Here is an 18,914-nt window from a genome sequence, read left to right on the forward strand (position 1 = left end):
TTGCTCTTCGTCTGCGCCCCATCCTATGCGCCGGCGGATTTTTTTGTTCCTTGTGACATTTGCTACAGGTAAAATTCTGTCAAACGGGGTACACTACATTTCGTAATTCAGATTTTTGATTAAAAACCTATTTTATTGATATGTTGTCTTATTCTGACATATCTGGTACAATAAATACGTTTTAAAATTCACATTCTGAGGAGGTTCCAAACATGCTGGAACTCAAGTCCATCAGCTACTCCGTCCGGGAGGGGGACGGTGAGCTGGGCATTTTGAACGACATCTCTCTCACGATTCCGGACCACCGCCTGGTGGTGTTCACCGGCCCCAATGGCGGCGGCAAAACCACCCTGGCCAAGATCATCATGGGCCTGGTAACCCCCACCTCCGGCCAGATCCTCTGGAACGGACAGGACATCACATCCCTGGGTATCACGGAGCGGGCGCGCCTGGGCATCAGCTACGGCTTCCAGCAGCCCCCCCGTTTCAAGGGGCTGACGGTGCGGGACCTGCTGACCCTGGCCCACGGGGAGGAAAAGCTCTCCAAGGACAAATGCTGCCAGTACCTCACCAGGGTGGGCCTGTGCGCCAACGACTACCTGGACCGGGAGGTGGACGTGTCCCTCTCCGGCGGCGAGGTCAAACGAATCGAGATCGCCTCCATACTGGCCCGGAACGCCCAGCTGATGATCTTCGACGAGCCGGAGGCGGGCATCGACCTCTGGAGCTTCGCCCGGCTGACGGAGACCTTTGAGCAGATCCACACAGCGGGCAGCGGCACCATGATCATCATCTCCCACCAGGAGCGCATCATCTCTCTGGCGGACGAGGTCATTGTGGTGGGAGACGGCACAATCCGCCACCGGGGCACGGCTTCCGAGATTCTGCCCCAGATTTTGGCGGATACCCTGGGCGGCTGCCCTGTACTGACAAAGGAGGCGAACGCGCTATGATGGACACCGGGATTGACCGCGCGTTATTGGAAAAGATCGCGGACCTCACCGGCAAGCCCGTAGGGGCCTTCAACATCCGTAAGGACAGCGGCTGCGACGGCCGCCAGTCCACGGAGCATATCGAGATCATCAGCAAGACTGACGGCAAGAGCGGCATCGACATCCGCGTCAAGGACGGCACTGTGGGCGAGACCTGCCACATCCCCGTCATCATCACAAAATCCGGCGTGGAGGAGATGGTCTACAACGACTTCTACATCGGGGAAAACTGCGATGTGGACATCGTGGCCGGCTGCGGCATCCACAACTGCGGCGACCAGACCAGCCGCCACGACGGCGTCCACACCTTCCACGTGGGCAAAAACTCCAAAGTGAAGTACACGGAGAAGCACTACGGCGAGGGGGACGGCAAGGGCGGCCGGATCATGAATCCGGAGACGGTGGTCTACTTGGAGGAGGGGGCCTCCATCCAGATGGAGACCGTCCAGATCCGGGGCATCGACTCCACCAAACGGTCCACGAAGATCGTCTGCGGCAAGGGAGCCGAAGCCGTGGTCACGGAGCGTCTGCTGACCCACGGGGACCAGACGGCGGAAAGCGACATGGAAATCATTCTGGACGGAGAGGATTCCAAGGGCCGGGTGATTTCCCGTTCCGTGGCCCAGGACCAGTCCCACCAGGTGTTCTATCCCCGGATGGTGGGCAACGCCCAGTGCTTCGGCCATGTCCAGTGCGACTCCATTATCATGGGGGACGCCAAGATCAAGTCCATCCCCGCCATCACCGCCAACTGCACCGAAGCCCAGCTGGTCCACGAGGCCGCCATCGGCAAGATCGCCGGCGACCAGCTCTTGAAGCTGGAGACCCTGGGCCTCACTGAGGAGGAGGCCGAGGACTGCATCCTCAAAGGCTTCCTGGCCTGAGTGCCTTTTCCTGGACGATATAGAGCCTTTTAACGGCTCTGGCGTTTAGAGGCCCTTATACTCCTGAGTAAAAGAGAACTTTTACTCGCCACGGGGCCGGGCAATTAAACAAGCCCTTGCGGCGCCAGCAAAGAAACCACTTTAATCCGGCCAGCCTTTATTGAGCCCACATACAATTCGGGAGGGAACCGCTTCGGTTCCCTCCCGTTCCTTTTCGCTTATTCCCCTTCTACAGGGAATTCCGGACTTCCCGCCGCACCGGCGGCGATGGAGTACCTGGGGAACACCAGCACCGGCACGCCGTCCTCCCGGATATAGAAGGCGGTGTTTTCGTCCACCGTGGCAAAGCCACCCTCCTCCGGCGCGAAGAAGAATGTGAAGCCCTCCTCATCCACGCTGGCGGCAATTCCGGCCCGGACGGTCTCGTTGCACCGCTCCACCCAATTCTCCCCCAGCAGCTCCGCCAGAGTAATGTCCCGGGCCTCCGCCAGGTCCAGGTTGTAGCAGTAGGTCTCCTCCATGGAGGCCACCCAGCCCTCGCCAAAGGTCACCACAAAAGAGAGACGGGTGTCCGTTTGGCTCTTGACCTCGTAGTCCACAACGACATCCATGGTCCGGCCGCCCCACTCCTCCTGGGTGCCGCCGGTGGCGAAGAAGGCCTCCTTGTAGTCTTCCCAGTCCTGTTGAGCCTTGGCCAGGTGGGCGTTCACCTTCTCCTGGATCACATCGTTGACACGCTGGGCAAGCCCGCCCTCCGCCTCCACGCCGGGGACGCTGATGTCATAGTTGATACCGTCCTCCTCCCCGTGGAAGTCCCGCACGGTGAGGATCCGGAAGAGGCCGCCCAGCACTGGCACCTCCGCCGCCGCGGCCGCCACGGTGGGCGACAGGTTCAACGCCCCCACCAGCACCACAAGGCAGGCGGCGGCCCCTGTGGCGTACTTCCGCCACCGCCGGCGGCGGTAATTGGCCTTCCCCTGGCGGATGCCCGCCCGGACCCGGTCTTCCAGCTCCTGCGGAATGGGGGTGGCCTCATAGTCCTCCCTGGCTTTTCTGAATTCGTTCATTCTAATGTCACTCCTTCCAGTGATACCCGCAGTTTTTTCAATCCCGCGTACAGGCGGCTCTTGACGGTGTTCAGGTTCCAGCCGGTGACCTCGCTGATCTCCCGGAGGGTCATATCCTCGTAGAACCGCAGTTTCACCACGGTCTGCGCCTCCGGAGGCAGGCCGTTCACCCGGTCGGCCAGGGTACCGTCCTCCGGCAGGGGATCCTCGTAGCTGCCGGCGTCCAGGACCTCCGGCGGCACGAAGGCCACCCGCTTTCTCTGCCGCAGCAGATCCATGCACGCGTTCACCAGAATGCGGGTGAACCAGGTCCCCAGGGCCGCCTCATCCCGCAGGCTGTCCCGCCGCTCCAGGCAGCGGCAGACGGCAGTCTGTACCGTGTCCAGGGCCTCCTCCCGGTCCCGAAGGTAGCTGTACGCCAGACGGTAAAACCGCTCCTGTCCGCCGACGAGATACGATTCCAGCCGTTCCTCCTTCAAAGACGCCATGCACACACCTCCCTTCTGTGTCGTTCTGTATTATAGACGATGACGGAGCGGAAAAAGTTTGAAAAGATAAAAATTCCGGCGAAAAATTTTCACCGGAATTTTTCCTCTATTACGGAAATGCCTTCGGGCTTGTGTGCCCAGCAGCCCTCAGTCGTACCGCAGAGCGTCGATGGGGTTGAGCTTGGCGGCCTTGTTGGCGGGGAGGTAGCCGAATAAGACACCGATACCCACGGACACACCAAAGGACACGGCGATGGCGCCGAAAGTGGGAACCGCGTTGAAGGTGATGCCGCTGACCCCCATGGACTGCACCAGCATCCCTCCCATAATGGCGCCGATGCCCGTGGCCATCAAAAACCCGAAGCCGATACCCAGCAGCCCGCCGATGGCGGAGGTGGTGCCGGCCTCGATGACGAACTGCCGCCGGATGTCCCGCCGCTTGGCCCCCAGGGACTTGCGGATGCCGATCTCCCGGGTGCGCTCGGTGACGGAGACCAGCATGATGTTCATGATGCCAATGCCGCCCACCAGCAGGGAGATCGCCGCGATGGCCACCAGCACCGCCATGGCCACGCCCATCATGCCGTTGATCATGGCCACCTGCTCCGCCATGGTCTGGATGTAGAAGGTCTGCCCGTTGTCGCTGTACTGCTCGCCGTAGAAGTCCAGCATCAGTTCCGTGAGAAGCTCCTTGGCGAGGCCGGAGGTCTCCCGGGAGGTGCAGGTGAGCTGGAAGAGCTGGATTTGCCGGGTGCCGGAGAGCTGGAGGGCGTTTTCATAGGGGATGTAAACAAAGTCGTCGCCGCCGCCCTCTTCCATGACCTCGCCGCCCTGCTTCATCACGCCGATGACGGTGTAGGGAACACCGCCCACGATAATCCCCTGGCCCAGGGCGTCGCCATGGAAGGCGTTCTCCTCCAAGTACGCGCCGATGACACAGACATTGCTCCGCTGGAGTACGTCCACATAGCCCAGGAAGCGTCCCTTTGCCAATTTGTCCCCGTCCAGGGTGGTGGACAGCTCCGGGTTGTAGAAGGCCTCACTGACACCGTAGATGCTGGTCTTCTCGTACTTCTCGCTTCCCTTCCGGGCGCCGCTGCCGGCGCTGACCCAGGGGGTGACGCCCACAAACACATCCGGCCGCTCCTCCACCAGGTCGTAGATATCCTGGGCGTCCAGGGCCAGGGCGCCGCCGCCGAAGCCCCAGTTGTAGGCGTAGATCTGGTTAATGCCCACCTTCTCCACCTGCTGCTCCACCATGCCGGTGAGGCCGTTGCCCAGGGAGATGATGACGATCACCGCCGCCACGCCGATGATGATGCCCAGCATGGTGAGAATGGCCCGGGCCTTGCTGGTCCGCAGGGATTTGATGGCCAGCTTGAAGGACTGGGTAAAGCTCATGCCCCCACCTCCTCGTTTCCGGCGTCCTCCGGCCGCACCACGGCCTTGGGATCGCCGGCGTCGCCATCGTAGATGACCCGTCCGTCCTGGAGGCGGACAATGCGCTTGGCCTTGACCGCAATGGAGTTGTCGTGGGTGATGAGGACCACCGTATCCCCCTCCTCGTTGAGCTTCTGGAGGAAGCCCAGCACCTCCCGTCCCGTGCGGGAGTCCAGGGCGCCAGTGGGCTCGTCGGCCAGGATGACGGAGGGGTCCCCCGCCAGGGCCCGGGCGATGGACACCCGCTGCTGCTGGCCGCCGGAGAGCTGGCTGGGCAGGTTCTTCCGCTTCTCGGCAAGGCCCACCCTCCCCAGGGAGCGGACCGCCCGCTCCCGGCGCTCCTCGGCGGAGATACCGGCGTACAGCAGGGGCAGCTCCACGTTCTCCTGCACGGTCAGCTTTGGGATCAGGTTGTACTGCTGGAAGATAAAACCCAGCATTTTGTTCCGGATTTCCGCCTGCTGGTCGTCATCCATAGTAGAGACGTCGGTGCCGCCCAGGTGGTAGGTGCCGGAGGTTGGCACGTCCAGACAGCCGATGATGTTCATGGCCGTGGACTTGCCGGATCCGGACTGGCCCACGATGGCCACGAACTCTCCTGGGTCGATGGTGATATTCACCCCGTCCAGGGCATGGACCTCCTCGGAGCCCATCTGGTAGATCTTATAGACATTTTTCAGCTCGATGAGATGCTCCACTTGACCCTCAGCCTCCCATAACCGCCGTCTGGTCCAGAATCAGCACGGTTTCTCCCTCCGACAGACCGGAGGTGATCTCGATGTACGCGTCGTCGCTCTTACCCAATGTCACGGGGCGCTCCTCCAGTTTAGAGGGGTCCGCCACAGCGGCGCCGTCCTCGGTCATAGCGCCCTCGCCAGGGACCAGGACCGTATTGCCCCGGTTCACGGCGCCCACGGGCACGCACAGGGCATTCTCCACCGTTTCTCCCATGATGGTGGCAGAGACGTTCATGCCCGGCTTCAGCTCGCCGTAGTTCTCGATGACGATGGTCACCGGATAGGTGGTAAAGCCGCTGGTGGTGGTGCCGTTGACGCTGACCCGCTCCACAGTGCCCTGGAAGGTCTGGCCCATCAGGGCCGCCGCCGTAATCTCCACGGTCTGTCCGGCCCGCACTTTACCGATGTCCAGCTCGTTGACATTCATCTCCACCTTGAGATAGCTCATGTCGTAGATGATGGCCAGGGTGCCGGAGGCGGCGCCGTCCACCTTGTCTCCGGCCTTGAACTTCTTCTCAATCACCGTACCAGAGATGGGAGACTCAATGCGGTAGTCATCCAGGTTGTCGGCGGCGCTGCCGGCGGAGAGGTTGGCGCTGGCAGCGCTCAGCCGGGCGTTCTCCGCCTGGGCCCGGTTGGCCTCAGACTCGATGGTGCACAGCACCTCGCCCTTGGTGACATTGCTGCCCGCCAGCTTGTTAAAGCCCGTTACCGTGCCGCTGCCCACGGAGTACACCGTGGCGGTACCGGCCATGGAAACCGTGGCCTGCCCATAGCTGCAATAGCTGCCGATAGCGGCGGAGGCCTTGAAATTGTCCGACAACACGCCGGGGTTGGTGATCTTCACCCGGACGGAACTGCCCTCCTGGCCGTTGCTCATGACGGCGGTGGAGTCGGACACTGCCTCAACAGTGCCCGGAACGGAGTCCACAAAGTCCCCAACAAACACAGTGGCGCTCTGGCCCACATAGAACTCCGAGGGCGCCACGTAGGGGAACAGGAAGTCAATAGACAGGTCCCGGCTGGTCATGATCTTGGCCAGGGGCGTCCCGGCGGTGACGCTGTCCCCGTTGTGGACGAAGACCTCGTTGATGATGCCGGTAATGGGTGCGGTGGGGTTCAGGGCCTCCCGGGCCTGCTCCAGGCTCAGCCGGGCCTGGGCCGCTGAGATGTTGGCCCGCTGGACGGAGCTCTGGGCGTCGCCGCTGTCCAAGGTGTACAGGAGCGTCCCCTTCTCCACCAGGTCGTCCTCCTCAAAGGGAGCCTCCTCGATGGCCCCGGAGATCAGGGTGGAGACGTTGTAGGCGTCCGCCGGAACCAGGGTACCGCTGCCGGAGACCGTCACGGTAATGTCCTGCCGGGTGACGGGGACCGGCTGGTAGTTGGCCCCCGCCTGGGCCGTGCCTCCCTGCTGGAGGCGAGTAACAACCAGCGCTGCCGCCAAAATCACCGCCGCCCCCGCGATCAGCCTGCGCCGCCGGGGCTTCTTTCCCTTGGGAAAGATCCGCTTTTTCTCCGCCTGAGGCGCGGTCTCCTCCGGGGCCGTTCCCCGCTCTTCCATCAGTTCCTTTTTCATGTCTTGTTCTCCTCGCTTTCTGATACTCTGGGGCTGTCAGCAGTCCTCAAAACGCCCGGTCATGCGTCCTGATTCTTCGCCATGCCCCTCTGCAAAATCTCCAATATCCCATCCAGATGCTCCCGGTAGCCGGGAGCATCTCCGGCCTCTATGCCGGCATAGAGCAGCGGCCCCGTGACGGACAGCAGCACCGCCAGCATACGGTCCAAGTCTCCCTCCCGCCGCAGATCCAACAGTTCCGGGTTCACGGACTGGCGCAGCCGCTCCAGCGCCTCGCCGGAGTCCAGCAGGTCCAGCAGTGCTCCCCGCTGCATGCCGCCGTTGCGGCTGATGATGGCCGACATGGCCCCCATGCCGCCCAGGGACTGTTCCTGCCGCTTCTCCCACACGTAATCGAACAGGGTCCGTAGCGCCACGAACACATCGCCGCTCTCCCGCAGCAGCGCTTCTTCCAGCACCATCAGCAGCTGCTCTACATAACCGTGGACCAGATAGTGGAACAGCTCCTCCTTGTCCTGGAAGTACATATAGAAGCTGCCCCGGGGGATGCCCGCGTCCTGGATGATCTTGTTGATGGATACCTCGTTGTAGGGCTTGGCGGAAAACTCCCGGGAGGCGGCGTCCATGAGCCGGGTCTGCTTATCCTCCGGCAGGTTCAAAAACGTATTGCTGGGCATAGCCTCTCTTCCTCTCTCTAAACAACATATAACGAAACAGGGCCGCCGTTTTCTTCAATCCGCCGGAAGATTGATCCAAAGTTTACAGCTTCCGCCAGGGGGAAGGTCAAGAAGTTTTTTCATCTCTCCCTAAAATAATACGACAACCTGTCAGGTATCATACCCGACAGGTTGTCGCATTTCAAGAGGGCAATCCCATTCTTTACAGTTTTTTCACAAATTACCGTCCCATCCCAGTTCATACAGGGGCCTCGTCCGCTGATAGGGCTGAGGCCGGTAGGTCACCGAAGAGATGCGCCGGCCCGAGAGGCCATACTTGGGATGGGTGCCGAAGAGATCGATGTACTGCACGAGGTCGTCCCGCTCCGCCGCCATGGCCTCCAGCAGCTGGACTGTGGCCCTGGCGTCATCCACTGCCCGGTGGCTGTTCACCGCCGTGTTCCCCAGGCCGTAGGCCTCAATGGCGTTGCAGAGCTTGTGGGGATAGTCCCGCCGGTCCCGGTACACCGTCAGAGCGTCCAGAAACCGGGGCGGGCCCAATACGCCCACCCGCCCGCAGGGCCGCAGGAAGTGGTAGAGAAAGTTCAGGTCAAACTGGGCGTTGTAGGCCACGAGAAGCGGCCGCGCACAGCCCTCCAGCAGACGGCAGAAATCCTCCGCCGCCTCCCGCTCCTCCACACCCTCCGAGAGAAGCTGGGCGTCGGTAATGCCCGTCAGCTCCACAATGAAGGGCGGCAGGGTCTGCCTCTCCGGCAGGCGGATCAGCACGTCCAGACTGTCCGCCTCCGCCCCGGCCTCCAGGCTGACCGCTCCCAGCTCGATGATGCGGTCTTTGCCAAATTCAATGCCGGTGGTCTCCGTGTCGAAGACCACAATGCGGTCAAACTGCCGCCAGAGCTCCTCCATCAGGCGGCCTCCCGTTCTTCCAGCCAGTTGTCCCCGGTGGCGTAGTCGATTCCGATTCCGGGCTGGACATTGTAGGCATAGACGTTGAAGTACACGCCTTCGCCGCCGTCCTCCACGCTCATGGCCTCCATCTGCACACCCCGGGCCACCAGCTCCGTGCCCTCAAATATTGGCGTCACCCGGTAGAGCACGTGGTTTCCAGTCTCTTTCACATAGTCCGCCACCAGGTTTTCAAAGGGCAGCATCCCGTCCACGTTCATGTACCGGGTGCCGGTGATGAGGTTTTTCTCGTTGGCGTTCTCCCCTGCCAGCTGAAAACCGATGAGATGGCAGCGGTTATACAAACTCCTGCCGTCCACGTTGCCGTACTGCACCGACTGCCAGCCCGTGGGCTTGATCCGGCCGATGTCCTCCCGCTTCTCCGTGGGCATCAGCTCCTGGCAGATGTTGGCGTAGGCCACGCCGCACCGGCCCAGGCTGTCCAGCTCGCTGTACAGCTCAAAGGCCTCTGTGGTCAGCTCCTCCTCCGTAAAGCCGGGGACGTTGCCGTTGACCGCCGTATAGGGGGTGCCGTCATAGGCGGGAATCTCCGTGATTGCCACCGGCGGCTCCGCATCATACAGCTGCACCTCCAGATAGCGCAGCGCCAAGGCCGCCGCAATAATCAGAACCGCCAGGGCAATCCGCTTCGGCGTCCACTCCCGCTTACTCCTCCTCTTCGCCATGTGCCGCCTCCCGTTCATAAATTTTCCGAATGATCTTTTCATGGGAGGTGCCGGGGAACGAGCGCTCCTCCTTCAATGTAAAGCCTGCCGCTGCCGGGTCCAAATCCAGGTGGACGTCCGCCGGATAAGCCCGGTCCCAATCGTAGAGGACCATGGCCTCGATCCGCTCCGCAAAGGGGGCAATGGGCAGATTCTCCACAAAGCAGACCTCCCCCTCTGCCGCCTTGGTCAAAAATTCCTCGTCCACCTCAATCCCCGTCCGCTCTCCAAAGAGCGGGGCAGAGTAGGGGGCGATCCAAAGCCTCCGTCCGCCACAAAATTGCAGCAGATCCTCCCGCTGGCTCCGGTCCTGGCTCTGCCGCCGCCTGTTAAACAGCATACCGCCCCGTCCATCGATACAAACCGCGATAATCAAGGGCCTTCCTCCTTCCACATACCGCCAAATCCGGCTTTGTCTTCCATAGTACCATCTGCGCCGGCATTTTTCAACGGTTTCCCCCATAAAGCCGCGGAAAATTCCCAACCTCTCTTGCAATTTGAGCCCCTTCGTGGCAGAATGGCAGAGACTCTCCACCCTGTGCGGCGGCATCCCGGCGGATATGGGAAAGGCGCCCCGGGAGACCTCCCGGGACGCCGCACAGGCTGTAAAAAATCTTCCAGATCTATTTGCAGCCCGCCTCAAAACAGGCCGGACCGGCGCAGATGCTCCGCCCGGGCCTGGAGCTCATCCAGCGTCCCCACGCTGCCGTCCTCCCGCCGCAGAGCGGTCTGGACCTCCGGCGCCAGGGTCTGGAAATACTCGTAAGAGGACAGATCCTGATCCAGCAGATCTGTCAAACAGAGATAATCAGGAAATTCATCCATCAGCACTCACCTCCGGGATTATTCTGCCCGGAGAATATCAGCGCCATGTGACTGGGAGGTATTTTTTCATGGAAATCCGTCAAATTTTGGAGAACAAGCGGTCCTTTCTCCCCCTGCTGCTTTTGGGGGACGAACAGGAGGACATGATCGCCCGCTACCTGGACCTGGGAACCCTGCTGGCCCTGTACGACGGCGGAGTTCTTCGGACTGTCGCCGTCGTCACCGATGAGGGCGGCGGCGTCTTCGAGCTGAAAAATCTGGCCACGGAGCCCCGCAGCCAGCGCCAGGGCTATGGGCGGGCCATGGTGGAACACATCGCCGCCGTCTGCCGGGGCCGGGGAACACGGCTGCTGGCAGGCACCGGGGACAGTCCGCTGACCATCCCCTTTTATGAGCGCTTGGGCTTTCGAGAGAGCCACCGGGTAAAAAACTTCTTTACGGACCACTACGATCACCCCATCTATGAGGCGGGACGGCAGCTGACAGATATGGCGTACCTCGCCATGGAACTGTAAGGGGCCTCACCTGGGCGTATCTCTTCAAACGGCACTGATTCCCGTAAATCTGTATACACTGATTGGGCTCTGTTCTCCCAGAACAGTTCCCAGAAATCATGAGAAAAAAGGAAGCGGGGACGGGGAATGCAGAGCAAGGCACAGGACGCGGGCGGGCTGACGCCCGCCAAGGACGGCAACGCAGCTATGCGTTTCCCGGACCGCTGAACTTTTCTCAGTATTTTGGGGAATTGCTCTCAGCTCTTCGCTCCTCCCGGATCTGCAGCGGACACTGAAATCTTCCCATACACTCCAAGATCTTATGGATCTGTTCCTCACTCATATTATGGCAGCCGAAACATAGCATCTGATGCTCCCTTTGTGCCTCTGTCTCCCGGCCATATTCAAAAATCCAAAAATGCGTATTCGCCCAATCGTCCGCCTGCTCTGAACAGCGAAAGCGCCAGCTTTTTCCATCCCGTTCCGCGGCAAAGTCCCGTTCCCAGTCCGAAAAGATTTTCTCTATTTTTTTCCAGCGGCAAGGGCTCTAAGGTTTTTAGCGCACCTCTTCCAAAACGATATGTTTCGTATACCGCCCTTTCGTCCAGGGAGATGTCTGGCCGGCATTTCCAAAAGGCAAGATCCGCCTCACAGACAGGCGGGTACTCCTTGTGAAACATGAGATATGCGGTTTCCTCCAGCGAGGCCCTGCTTGTATACTCAAAACAGTGCTGCCACAATTCTTCCGCTGTCCAGTCAATGCCAGTCAGATGCCGCATTTGCCGCACCTGTTCTTCCGAAGGAGGTCCTTCCTGGCTGTAACCGTCCATCTCGTTTATCAATTTCTTTACTTGCTCTAAATTTTTTGGCTCTATATCTGCCCTCCAATTCAGACCGGCAGTTACCGCTTCGATAACTGCCGGTCCGAATGCTCTGATGAGAAAAAAGAACGGGAGGCTCCTGCCGGAGAGGCCTCTTACAGAGGGGTATCCCGCGCCCCCATTCAGCCGGTGCAGAACACGCGGCGGCGTCCTCAGGCGCTTACGGAAGAGATGTCAGTCTCTGGCCAGAGTGAACTGATCCACCAGCTGCTTGAGGCTGGCGGCCTCGGCGGAGAGCTCCTGGCTGGCCGCGGCGCTCTCCTGGGCTGTGGCGCTGTTGGTCTGCACCACAGAGGAGATCTGGTCCACGCCCTCGGTGACCTGAGCGATGGCGGTGGTCTGGTTCTCCACAGCCGCCACCACAATGTCCATCTGCGTGGTGACCTGCCCGGCGGACGCGCTGGTTCTCTCCAGGGCCTCAGTAACCAAGGTCACCGCCTGACTGCCCTCGGCAACGGAGGCGATGGAGCCCTCAATCAGTTCCTTGGTGGCCTTGGCGGCCTGGTCAGACTTGGCGGCCAGGTTGCGCACCTCGTCAGCCACCACGGCAAAGCCCTTGCCGGCACTGCCGGCCCGGGCGGCCTCCACCGCAGCGTTCAGGGCCAGAATATTGGTCTGGAAGGCGATATCCTCGATGGTCGCGATAATTTTGGAGATCTCCTGAGAGGAGCTGGATATCCGCTCCATGGCCGCGTTCAGCTCCTTCACATGTTCCACGCTTGTACCCAGATGGCCGCCGGCCTGGCCCACGAAGTGCCCCGCCTCCTCGGCGGCGGCGGCGGTCTTCCTGGCGCTGTCGGAGATATCATTGATGGTAGCCGCCAATTCCTCCACGGAGCTGGCCTGCATCATGGAGCCCTGGCTCAGGGTCTGAGCCCCGGCGGAGACCTGGCCGCCGGCGGCAGAAACCTGCGTGGCGGACGCGTTGATCTGGCGCATAGTGCCGCTCAGCTCCACCTTCAGGTTGCGCATAGATATCAGGATGCTCTGGAAGTCGCCCACATAGGCATCCCGGTGAGAGGATTGAATGTCGAAATTCTTTTGGGACATCTGTGTCAGCAGATAGCCGATGTCATTGATAATGGTATTCAGACCCGCCACCATCTCCGCCGTGGAGCGGGTCAGCTCCGCGGTCTCATCCTGGCCGCTGGCCTGGGGGACCGGGGACTCCAGATCGCCCTCCACCAGCAGCTTCATCCGCCTGGCGCAGGCCTGCATGGGAATGCTGATATTGCCGGACAGCTTCACGGCCACCGCGACGGAGGCCAGGATGGACGCCACAATCACCAGCAGGCTGATAAGCATGCTGAAATATGTATCGGCCAAATAATCCTTCTTCATGGCGGTGACAGCCACGCTCCAGCCGTCGGTCCCGTCCACCGGGGCATAGGCCGCAAACCAGGGGCCCGCCTCGTTAGAGAAACTGCCAAAGCCGTTCTTCCCCTGGCGCATCTCCGCGTGGATGGCGGCCAGCCGCTTCAGCGTCTTGTCGCTCTGGGCCTCCCGCTCCACGTTCTGCGTGGTGATGGTGTCCAGAGTGACGTCGGCGATGGTATCGCCGTTTTTGTTGATCATATAGGCCCGGGAATTTTCACTGATCCGGATCGAGGAGACGATGTCGTTCAAAAAGGTCTCCGGCGGCACGAAATAGACCACCCCCGCGATCTGCCCCCGCTCTGAGTACATCGGCGCGGCCACCATGATGGAGAGCTCCCCCGTGATTTTGCTGACCAGGGGCTCGGAAACGTAGACGTTCCCCCTCATGGCCTGCTGGACATACTCCCTGTCGGAGTAGTCTTTGCCGTCAAAGATGCTGATGCCGTCCGTGCCGATGATATTGCCCCGTTGAAAGCCATGCAGGCTGACGCGCTCGTCGATCACGGTGCGCTTCTCCTCCAGGGACATCATCGCATTGGACAACTGGGTGATGCGGCCTGTATCCATGGCCACGTTCTTATAGGCGCTGAGCTCCTGCTCAATACGCTCCGCTGCCAGCACAGCGGTCTCGCTCATCATTGCTTCCACCGTGACGATGGTGCTCCTGTAATTCAGTGCAATGCTGGACGCGCCTACCGCCGCCAGAGCGGCCAGAACGGTCGCCATCAGGCTCACTGTGATTTTCTTTCGAATACTCTTCATCTTTCTGCACCTCAATTTTTGATAACTGAACTGCGGTCCCGAACTTTGGGGATCTTATCCCCTATTATATGAGCCAAACCAGTTTCTTGTCAATCATTTCTGCGCGATCGCCGGGCACCGGCCCATAAGCATTAAGCGAGATTCGACAAAGCCAACGGGCGGAGCAGAGGAAACCGTGCAGAGTGGTAGGCTGAAGCCCTTCCCAACACGTTGTCCCGACCGCCGGGATATTCTAAAGGGAGGGCTCAGCCTGCGGCCCGGTCAGCGGACATGAGCTGGCTGAGGCCCAGGTCCCGGTTCTGATACCTGGTCCGCCAGCGCTTCGTGATGCGCTGTGCGGCCAGATAGAGCATCCGGCGCAGGGAATCATCGCTGGTGAAGCTGGGCTTATTTTTCGTGATCTGGCGAAACTGGCGGTTCAGGCCCTCGATCATGTTGGCCGTGTATATGGTCTTCCGAATCTCTGGCGGATATTTATAGAAAACGCTCAAAACTTCCCGGTCTTCCTCCCAGCTTTTCACGCAAGAGGGGTACTGTTTCCGCCATATTTCCCCGAACTGGAGCAGGGTGTCCTCCGCCTCCTCCAGGGTCACAGCGGTGTAGATTTTCTTCAGGCCAGCCACTGCTTTTTTGTTATCCTTCCAGCTGGCAAAGCGGGTGGAGGCGCGGATCTGATGGATGATACAGCGCTGCAGACGGCTCTGGGGATACACCGCCCGGATGGCCTGCACCATGCCGCATAGGCCATCGGTACACAACAGATATACGTCCAAAACTCCACTGGATTTGAGGCCATTCAGCACATTCCGCCAAAATCTGCTGCTCTCGTGCTCCCCGGTCCACACGCCCAGGATGTCCTTTGTGCCGTCCATGGTGATGCCCGGAACCACACAAACGGCCTTGGTCACATAGCGGCGGTCCTCCTTCACCTTGTAGCGGATGGCGTTCATCATGACGTCCGCGTTCCGGCTGTATTTGCCGATAATCTTCGGCTTATAGCTGCCGTTCCGGTCCCGGGGAACCTTGATCTCCTCCTCTCCCAGCTGCGTCTTCGCCGTCTTCCGGGAGAAGCCGTTGCGGTAGTTGGGCGCCGTCTCCGACGCCTCCGCCCGCTGGCAGCGCTCCCTCCCCAGCTCCACCTCCATGGCCGTCTGGATCACATCCCGGAACATCTCTTTCATCGCGCTCATAATCTCCGTGGTGTGCTGAACTGCTGGCTTTTCACGTGCTCTTTTGGTACTTCCTGCGGCGCTTTCGCCATTTTTCTTCGACTCCCATCTTGAATTGGTTGTTATTTCCATTCTTGAGTGGGCCGAAGTCTTTTATACTGCATAAGTCCGTCTTTTACACGAAATTTTAGGGGGCTCCATTCAGCCATTTTGGCAATGGGAAAAATTTATAGGCATATATCAACACAAAAGATAAAATGGAAGTTTTTCACCATTTTACGCAAACGCTTTCATTTTATATCGTGAAACCGCACAGCTGTATTTTTCGTTTTTTGTGCCTAATGTGGAATTCTGCGGAACCCTATTGACTTTTTACACATGTTGTCACATAATAACGTCATTCCCAATGGCAAAGTTGGAGATTTTATTTCCATTTTCTTGAAAACGTTTGCGTTATTTATTTCTACTCCCCGATGTGTTTCTCCTGTGATGGTGGGGATCCTGCCGTCTCCCTGTGGCGCAGGGTCCCCCCTCCTCCTGTTTTCCCGTGCGCGGCAGTCCGCGCACTTGTTTCTCCTTTCCTTCTTTATAGATGTGCGGCCCCGCTTTGGCAGAAGCAGGGGCCGCACATCGTTTTCTGAAAATTTTTTCACCTTTGCAGCATTTTCTATCGTAGAAGAGTATTAATTACAGAGCGCTCTGCAAACCACATAAACACCAGGGGCGGGAGCAAATGGACACAGAATCCGCCGTAGAGCAATACGGCACGATGGTCTACCGGCTGGCATACGCCCAGCTCCGCAGCCGCCATGACGCCGACGACGTCTTTCAGGAGGTCTTCCTCCGCTACCACCGCGCCGCCCCGTCCTTTGCCAGCGAGGAGCACCGCAGGGCCTGGCTCCTGCGGGTGACGGCCAACTGCTCCAAAGGCCTGGCTGCCTCTCCCTGGCGGAGGCGAACCGTCCCCCTGGAGGACGTCTACACCTACAATGAGCCGGAGGAATCCGGCTTGGACGCCGCGCTGGCACAGCTGCCGCCCAAATACCGTTCCGTCATCCACCTCTACTATTACGAGGGCTGCGGCACGGAGGAGACCGCCCGAATCCTGGACCGTCGCCCGGTAGCCGGGCTCCGTCCGGGCTGCCAGGGCGGGGGTACACAGGAGTACCGACGCCGCGGCGGCCATGGCGGCCAGGCGGCGGATGGGAAAGACGCGGCGGAGGGCTTTTGCCAGGGTTTTTTCAATCAGGACAGGAGAGGGGGCAATGGGGGCGTTGATTCGTTTATATGTTTCAGAAAAATTCATAACTCCTCCTTCAGCAGCCGGGCCAGCATTTGGCGGGCCCGGGTCAGCTGGGCACGGACGGTGGAGGGGCGCTTTACGCCATCTCTCCCGCCGCTGCCCAGTTCTTTCAGCCGGTCCAGCGGTCCTGCACGGACAACGGCGTCACCATGGAGGTGGCCGCCGTCCGCATCGGGGGCGACACCGCCGAGGCGTACATCACCCTCTCCGGCGAGGCAGTGGACGGCGCCTGCGACCTCTTTGACAGCTATAACTTCCACCTGCCCTTTGACCGGGTTGGCTGCTGCCAGCGGGTGGGGTATGACGAGGAGTCCCGCACCGCCGCCTTCCTCTGCACCGCCAAAACCATGGACGGTTCCCCCATCCCCACCGGCGGGAAAATGACCTTCTCCGTAGACGGTTTCCTCACTGGCAAGACCAAGCAGACGGATGTGGAAATTCCCCTGCGCCTGAAAGACTACGCTGGAGACGCCGCGGCAATGGCTCCGGACAGCGCGGGCTTCGCCTTCACCGGCGGCGGCATCTCTGATGACCGGAGCCGGCCCCTGCTGGATTCCACCCGGGTTTTGGTTCCCGGCGAGACTCTGGCTGTTCCGGCGGAGAGGCTAACCGTCACAGCCGCCGGATATGTGGACGGCCTGTTCCATGTACAGGTCTGCCGGGGCAACGCCTCTCAGCTGGACAACCACGGCTGGCTATGGCTGTCCGACGGAGACGGGAATCCGGTGGAATCGCTCTATGTCGTCTATTTTACCGCCTCACCAGACATGCCGGACCGGCGGGACTATCAGGAATTTGTCTTTGAGGTCTCCCGGGAGACACTGACGGACTGCGCCCTTCTGGGAGACCTCTCCACTGCCGCCGCCCGGGTGGACGGACGCTGGCGGGTGACCTTTCCCCTGCTGGATACCTTCTCCGATGCAGAGCTGGCGGAGGTCGCCGAAGGCCACAGCACCAGCTCCTTTGACCCCCAGGACACCCTGCTCGCCTTCGCCTCCCGGCTGGAGGCCGAGAGCGGCCGAAGCATCCGCTGGGAAGACGGCTTCCACTATGAACACCTGCTGAAAACCGACCGCCTGTGGGCGGCGGAGTTCCAGTGCCATGACGGCGGCGCCCTCCGAATTTACCTGCAAAACGCCCCCTATGAGACTACCAGCGGCCTGTGGCACCCCTACGCCTGGGCCTGGCAGGATTAGGCGGCGTTTGAAAAGTGTCAAAACGCCCAATCAACGGACCTTTTCTGATGCTATGCGTTGATTTTCCTTGCCATACACAAAGTATGGCGGCGTCAAATCGCCTTGACCGGCTAAAAAATCTCTCACTGTTGAGCATTTCACCATTGATCCAACAAAAACCCAGCCATAAAAGCGTCCCAGAGGCAGTCCTCCCGGGACGCTTTTCCCTGTTCCGGGACCTGAGCCCGCCGCCGCTTTTGTCACCATTTTGTTACTTTTCGCATTTCTCCATGCAGGATTTTCCTGTCGTATCCCGTCTTTTTTCGCCGAAAGTGGGTCTCAACATCCTGTTTTAACGCCAAAACCTTGACAAAAGTGGGAGTTGTGTGTATACTGAATGCAGTTTCCCGGCCGGTAACAAAAGTTACAGTCCAGTTTGCCCTCCCCCTGGAGAGCACCTGGGCCGGGAATCTTTTTCAGGAGGTATGCTTGTGAGCACACAGACTCTGCGAAAAAAACTGTACGAATTTTGGAGACGCAGCGGCGTCAATCTCTTTACGGCGGCCATCGTCCTGTGCACCGCCCTGGTCCTCACGAACCGGGCCGCGGGCATCTATCTCGTCAGCGGTGTGGACGACGCGGCCATCGTGCTGGACGGAAACGGGAAGGCCCCGGAGCTGGAGAGCAAACTGCTCTACACCTCCAACGGCAGCAAGGGCTACGACGTGTACCTGCGTCTCGGTCAGGTGGTCACCGTTCACCACGACGGGGATACCTTCACCACCAAATCCCGGCAGGAATCCATTCTCAAAACCCTGCGGCGCCTGGACATCGTCCCCGGCCCGCTGGAGATGGTGGGCATCGACTTCACCGACAGCGGCGTAGAGATTACGGTGTCATCGGACCTGGCCTACTACGAGCACGTGGTGGAAGAGGTTGCCTTTGAGACCGTGCGGGTAGCCAATCCTCAGATGGAGCAGGGCACGGAGAAGGTAGTCCAGGAGGGCTCGGACGGCATCCGCAGCTCCATCTATGAGGTAGTCTGGTCCAACGGCCAGGAGATTGCCCGCCAGTTTGTGGAGGAGCTGGACAGCACCGCCGTGGACCAAATCGTGGAATACGGCACCGCCGCTCCTGCCAAACCTGTCCCCGCAGCCTTCCCCTCCAACGACTCTCCCATTGTCAGCATCTCCCCCAACACAGACGGCAGCGGCGTTCTGACTCTGGCATCCGGCGAAAAGCTGAGCTTCTCCAGCGTCAAGAACATGACCGCCACCGCCTATACCGCCGGTTACGGCGGCGCGGACTACTGCACCGCTACCGGCACCACCGTACGGGTGGGCACTGTGGCTGTGGACAAAAAAGTGATCCCTCTGGGGACCCGGATGTATATCGTC

At 60.2% G+C, this 18,914-nt stretch carries 18 protein-coding genes and 1 pseudogene; 6 read left to right on the forward strand and 13 right to left on the reverse strand.

Annotated features, from left to right (window positions below; genetic code table 11):
• The first annotated feature begins 212 nt into the window (after window positions 1–212).
• Together QZ326_RS01685 and QZ326_RS01690 are read left to right on the forward strand one after the other, a co-directional pair.
• Window positions 213–953 carry an ABC transporter ATP-binding protein gene (locus QZ326_RS01685; RefSeq protein WP_295740570.1) on the forward strand — a complete coding sequence of 247 codons (741 nt, stop codon included), beginning with the start codon at window positions 213–215 and terminating at the stop codon, window positions 951–953.
• On the forward strand, window positions 950–1,876 hold the full coding sequence (locus QZ326_RS01690; RefSeq protein WP_295740572.1) for a SufD family Fe-S cluster assembly protein: 927 nt from the start codon (window positions 950–952) through the stop codon (window positions 1,874–1,876). Before QZ326_RS01685 ends, QZ326_RS01690 begins: the two co-directional genes overlap by 4 nt.
• 218 nt (window positions 1,877–2,094) lie before the next feature.
• On the opposite strand, the gene QZ326_RS01695 is transcribed toward QZ326_RS01690, so the two are convergent.
• The 10 genes from QZ326_RS01695 to QZ326_RS01740 form a co-directional block, all read right to left on the reverse strand.
• Window positions 2,095–2,943: an anti-sigma-V factor rsiV gene (locus tag QZ326_RS01695; protein ID WP_295740574.1), complete on the reverse strand. Its 849-nt coding sequence runs from the start codon at window positions 2,941–2,943 to the stop codon at window positions 2,095–2,097.
• Window positions 2,940–3,431, reverse strand: coding sequence for an RNA polymerase sigma factor (locus tag QZ326_RS01700; protein ID WP_295740576.1), 492 nt, complete (start codon window positions 3,429–3,431; stop codon window positions 2,940–2,942). The genes QZ326_RS01695 and QZ326_RS01700 overlap by 4 nt, the downstream gene beginning before the upstream one ends.
• A gap of 147 nt (window positions 3,432–3,578) precedes the next feature.
• Window positions 3,579–4,832, reverse strand: coding sequence for an ABC transporter permease (locus tag QZ326_RS01705; RefSeq protein ID WP_295740578.1), 1,254 nt, complete (start codon window positions 4,830–4,832; stop codon window positions 3,579–3,581).
• Window positions 4,829–5,569, reverse strand: a complete 741-nt coding sequence (locus QZ326_RS01710) for an ABC transporter ATP-binding protein (RefSeq protein ID WP_365328014.1) — start codon at window positions 5,567–5,569, stop codon at window positions 4,829–4,831. Before QZ326_RS01710 ends, QZ326_RS01705 begins: the two co-directional genes overlap by 4 nt.
• A 7-nt stretch (window positions 5,570–5,576) precedes the next feature.
• Window positions 5,577–7,184, reverse strand: coding sequence for an efflux RND transporter periplasmic adaptor subunit (locus QZ326_RS01715; protein ID WP_295740580.1), 1,608 nt, complete (start codon window positions 7,182–7,184; stop codon window positions 5,577–5,579).
• A gap of 59 nt (window positions 7,185–7,243) precedes the next feature.
• A complete protein-coding gene (locus QZ326_RS01720; protein ID WP_295740582.1) occupies window positions 7,244–7,861 on the reverse strand; it encodes a TetR/AcrR family transcriptional regulator in 618 nt (205 codons plus the stop codon).
• 213 nt (window positions 7,862–8,074) lie between these two features.
• The gene (locus tag QZ326_RS01725) at window positions 8,075–8,767 is read right to left on the reverse strand and encodes a PolC-type DNA polymerase III (RefSeq protein ID WP_295740584.1); all 693 of its coding nucleotides are present in this window, start codon (window positions 8,765–8,767) and stop codon (window positions 8,075–8,077) included.
• Window positions 8,767–9,492 carry a DNA/RNA non-specific endonuclease gene (locus QZ326_RS01730; RefSeq protein ID WP_365328019.1) on the reverse strand — a complete coding sequence of 242 codons (726 nt, stop codon included), beginning with the start codon at window positions 9,490–9,492 and terminating at the stop codon, window positions 8,767–8,769. Before QZ326_RS01730 ends, QZ326_RS01725 begins: the two co-directional genes overlap by 1 nt.
• The gene (locus tag QZ326_RS01735) at window positions 9,473–9,907 is read right to left on the reverse strand and encodes a ribonuclease Z (RefSeq protein ID WP_295740586.1); all 435 of its coding nucleotides are present in this window, start codon (window positions 9,905–9,907) and stop codon (window positions 9,473–9,475) included. Before QZ326_RS01735 ends, QZ326_RS01730 begins: the two co-directional genes overlap by 20 nt.
• Window positions 9,908–10,170: 263 nt before the next feature.
• A complete protein-coding gene (locus QZ326_RS01740; RefSeq protein WP_295740588.1) occupies window positions 10,171–10,356 on the reverse strand; it encodes a hypothetical protein in 186 nt (61 codons plus the stop codon).
• A gap of 68 nt (window positions 10,357–10,424) precedes the next feature.
• Between QZ326_RS01740 and QZ326_RS01745 the strand changes: the two genes are divergently transcribed.
• Window positions 10,425–10,871, forward strand: a complete 447-nt coding sequence (locus QZ326_RS01745) for a GNAT family N-acetyltransferase (protein ID WP_295740590.1) — start codon at window positions 10,425–10,427, stop codon at window positions 10,869–10,871.
• 383 nt (window positions 10,872–11,254) lie between these two features.
• Here QZ326_RS01745 and QZ326_RS01750 read toward each other — a convergent pair whose 3' ends face one another.
• The 3 genes from QZ326_RS01750 to QZ326_RS01760 all read right to left on the reverse strand — a co-directional run bounded on the left by QZ326_RS01750 (window position 11,255) and on the right by QZ326_RS01760 (window position 15,060).
• Entirely contained in the window at window positions 11,255–11,692 is a 438-nt protein-coding gene (locus tag QZ326_RS01750; protein WP_295740591.1) for a hypothetical protein, read from the reverse strand.
• Between the two features lie 213 nt (window positions 11,693–11,905).
• On the reverse strand, window positions 11,906–13,870 hold the full coding sequence (locus tag QZ326_RS01755; protein ID WP_295740593.1) for a methyl-accepting chemotaxis protein: 1,965 nt from the start codon (window positions 13,868–13,870) through the stop codon (window positions 11,906–11,908).
• 245 nt (window positions 13,871–14,115) lie between these two features.
• Window positions 14,116–15,060 (reverse strand): IS256 family transposase, encoded by a 945-nt coding sequence (locus QZ326_RS01760; RefSeq protein ID WP_295740594.1) that lies wholly within the window; start codon window positions 15,058–15,060, stop codon window positions 14,116–14,118.
• Window positions 15,061–15,808: 748 nt separating this feature from the next.
• On the opposite strand from QZ326_RS01760, the pseudogene QZ326_RS01765 reads away from it, so the two are divergent.
• The 3 genes and pseudogenes from QZ326_RS01765 to QZ326_RS01775 all read left to right on the forward strand — a co-directional run.
• Window positions 15,809–16,105: pseudogene (locus QZ326_RS01765) on the forward strand (sigma factor); the annotation flags it as partial.
• 269 nt (window positions 16,106–16,374) lie between these two features.
• Window positions 16,375–17,538, forward strand: coding sequence for a DUF4179 domain-containing protein (locus QZ326_RS01770; RefSeq protein ID WP_295740600.1), 1,164 nt, complete (start codon window positions 16,375–16,377; stop codon window positions 17,536–17,538).
• A gap of 470 nt (window positions 17,539–18,008) precedes the next feature.
• Window positions 18,009–18,914: G5 domain-containing protein (locus QZ326_RS01775; RefSeq protein ID WP_295740596.1), on the forward strand; the 906-nt coding region annotated here is incomplete at its 3' end.

This window comes from uncultured Oscillibacter sp. (genome assembly GCF_910587525.1).
Taxonomy (GTDB): Bacteria; Bacillota; Clostridia; order Oscillospirales; family Oscillospiraceae; genus Oscillibacter.

Excerpts from the sequence above, each read along its gene's own strand:
- QZ326_RS01705 (WP_295740578.1), bottom strand. The coding sequence starts at position 4,832 with ATGAGCTTTACCCAGTCCTTCAAGCTGGCCATCAAATCCCTGCGGACC.
- QZ326_RS01720 (WP_295740582.1), bottom strand. The coding sequence starts at position 7,861 with ATGCCCAGCAATACGTTTTTGAACCTGCCGGAGGATAAGCAGACCCGG.
- QZ326_RS01700 (WP_295740576.1), bottom strand. The coding sequence starts at position 3,431 with ATGGCGTCTTTGAAGGAGGAACGGCTGGAATCGTATCTCGTCGGCGGA.
- QZ326_RS01725 (WP_295740584.1), bottom strand. The coding sequence starts at position 8,767 with ATGGAGGAGCTCTGGCGGCAGTTTGACCGCATTGTGGTCTTCGACACG.
- QZ326_RS01730 (WP_365328019.1), bottom strand. The coding sequence starts at position 9,492 with ATGGCGAAGAGGAGGAGTAAGCGGGAGTGGACGCCGAAGCGGATTGCC.
- QZ326_RS01740 (WP_295740588.1), bottom strand. The coding sequence starts at position 10,356 with ATGGATGAATTTCCTGATTATCTCTGTTTGACAGATCTGCTGGATCAG.
- QZ326_RS01760 (WP_295740594.1), bottom strand. The coding sequence starts at position 15,060 with ATGAGCGCGATGAAAGAGATGTTCCGGGATGTGATCCAGACGGCCATG.
- QZ326_RS01715 (WP_295740580.1), bottom strand. The coding sequence starts at position 7,184 with ATGAAAAAGGAACTGATGGAAGAGCGGGGAACGGCCCCGGAGGAGACC.
- QZ326_RS01695 (WP_295740574.1), bottom strand. The coding sequence starts at position 2,943 with ATGAACGAATTCAGAAAAGCCAGGGAGGACTATGAGGCCACCCCCATT.
- QZ326_RS01690 (WP_295740572.1), top strand. The coding sequence starts at position 950 with ATGATGGACACCGGGATTGACCGCGCGTTATTGGAAAAGATCGCGGAC.
- QZ326_RS01755 (WP_295740593.1), bottom strand. The coding sequence starts at position 13,870 with ATGAAGAGTATTCGAAAGAAAATCACAGTGAGCCTGATGGCGACCGTT.
- QZ326_RS01745 (WP_295740590.1), top strand. The coding sequence starts at position 10,425 with ATGGAAATCCGTCAAATTTTGGAGAACAAGCGGTCCTTTCTCCCCCTG.
- QZ326_RS01685 (WP_295740570.1), top strand. The coding sequence starts at position 213 with ATGCTGGAACTCAAGTCCATCAGCTACTCCGTCCGGGAGGGGGACGGT.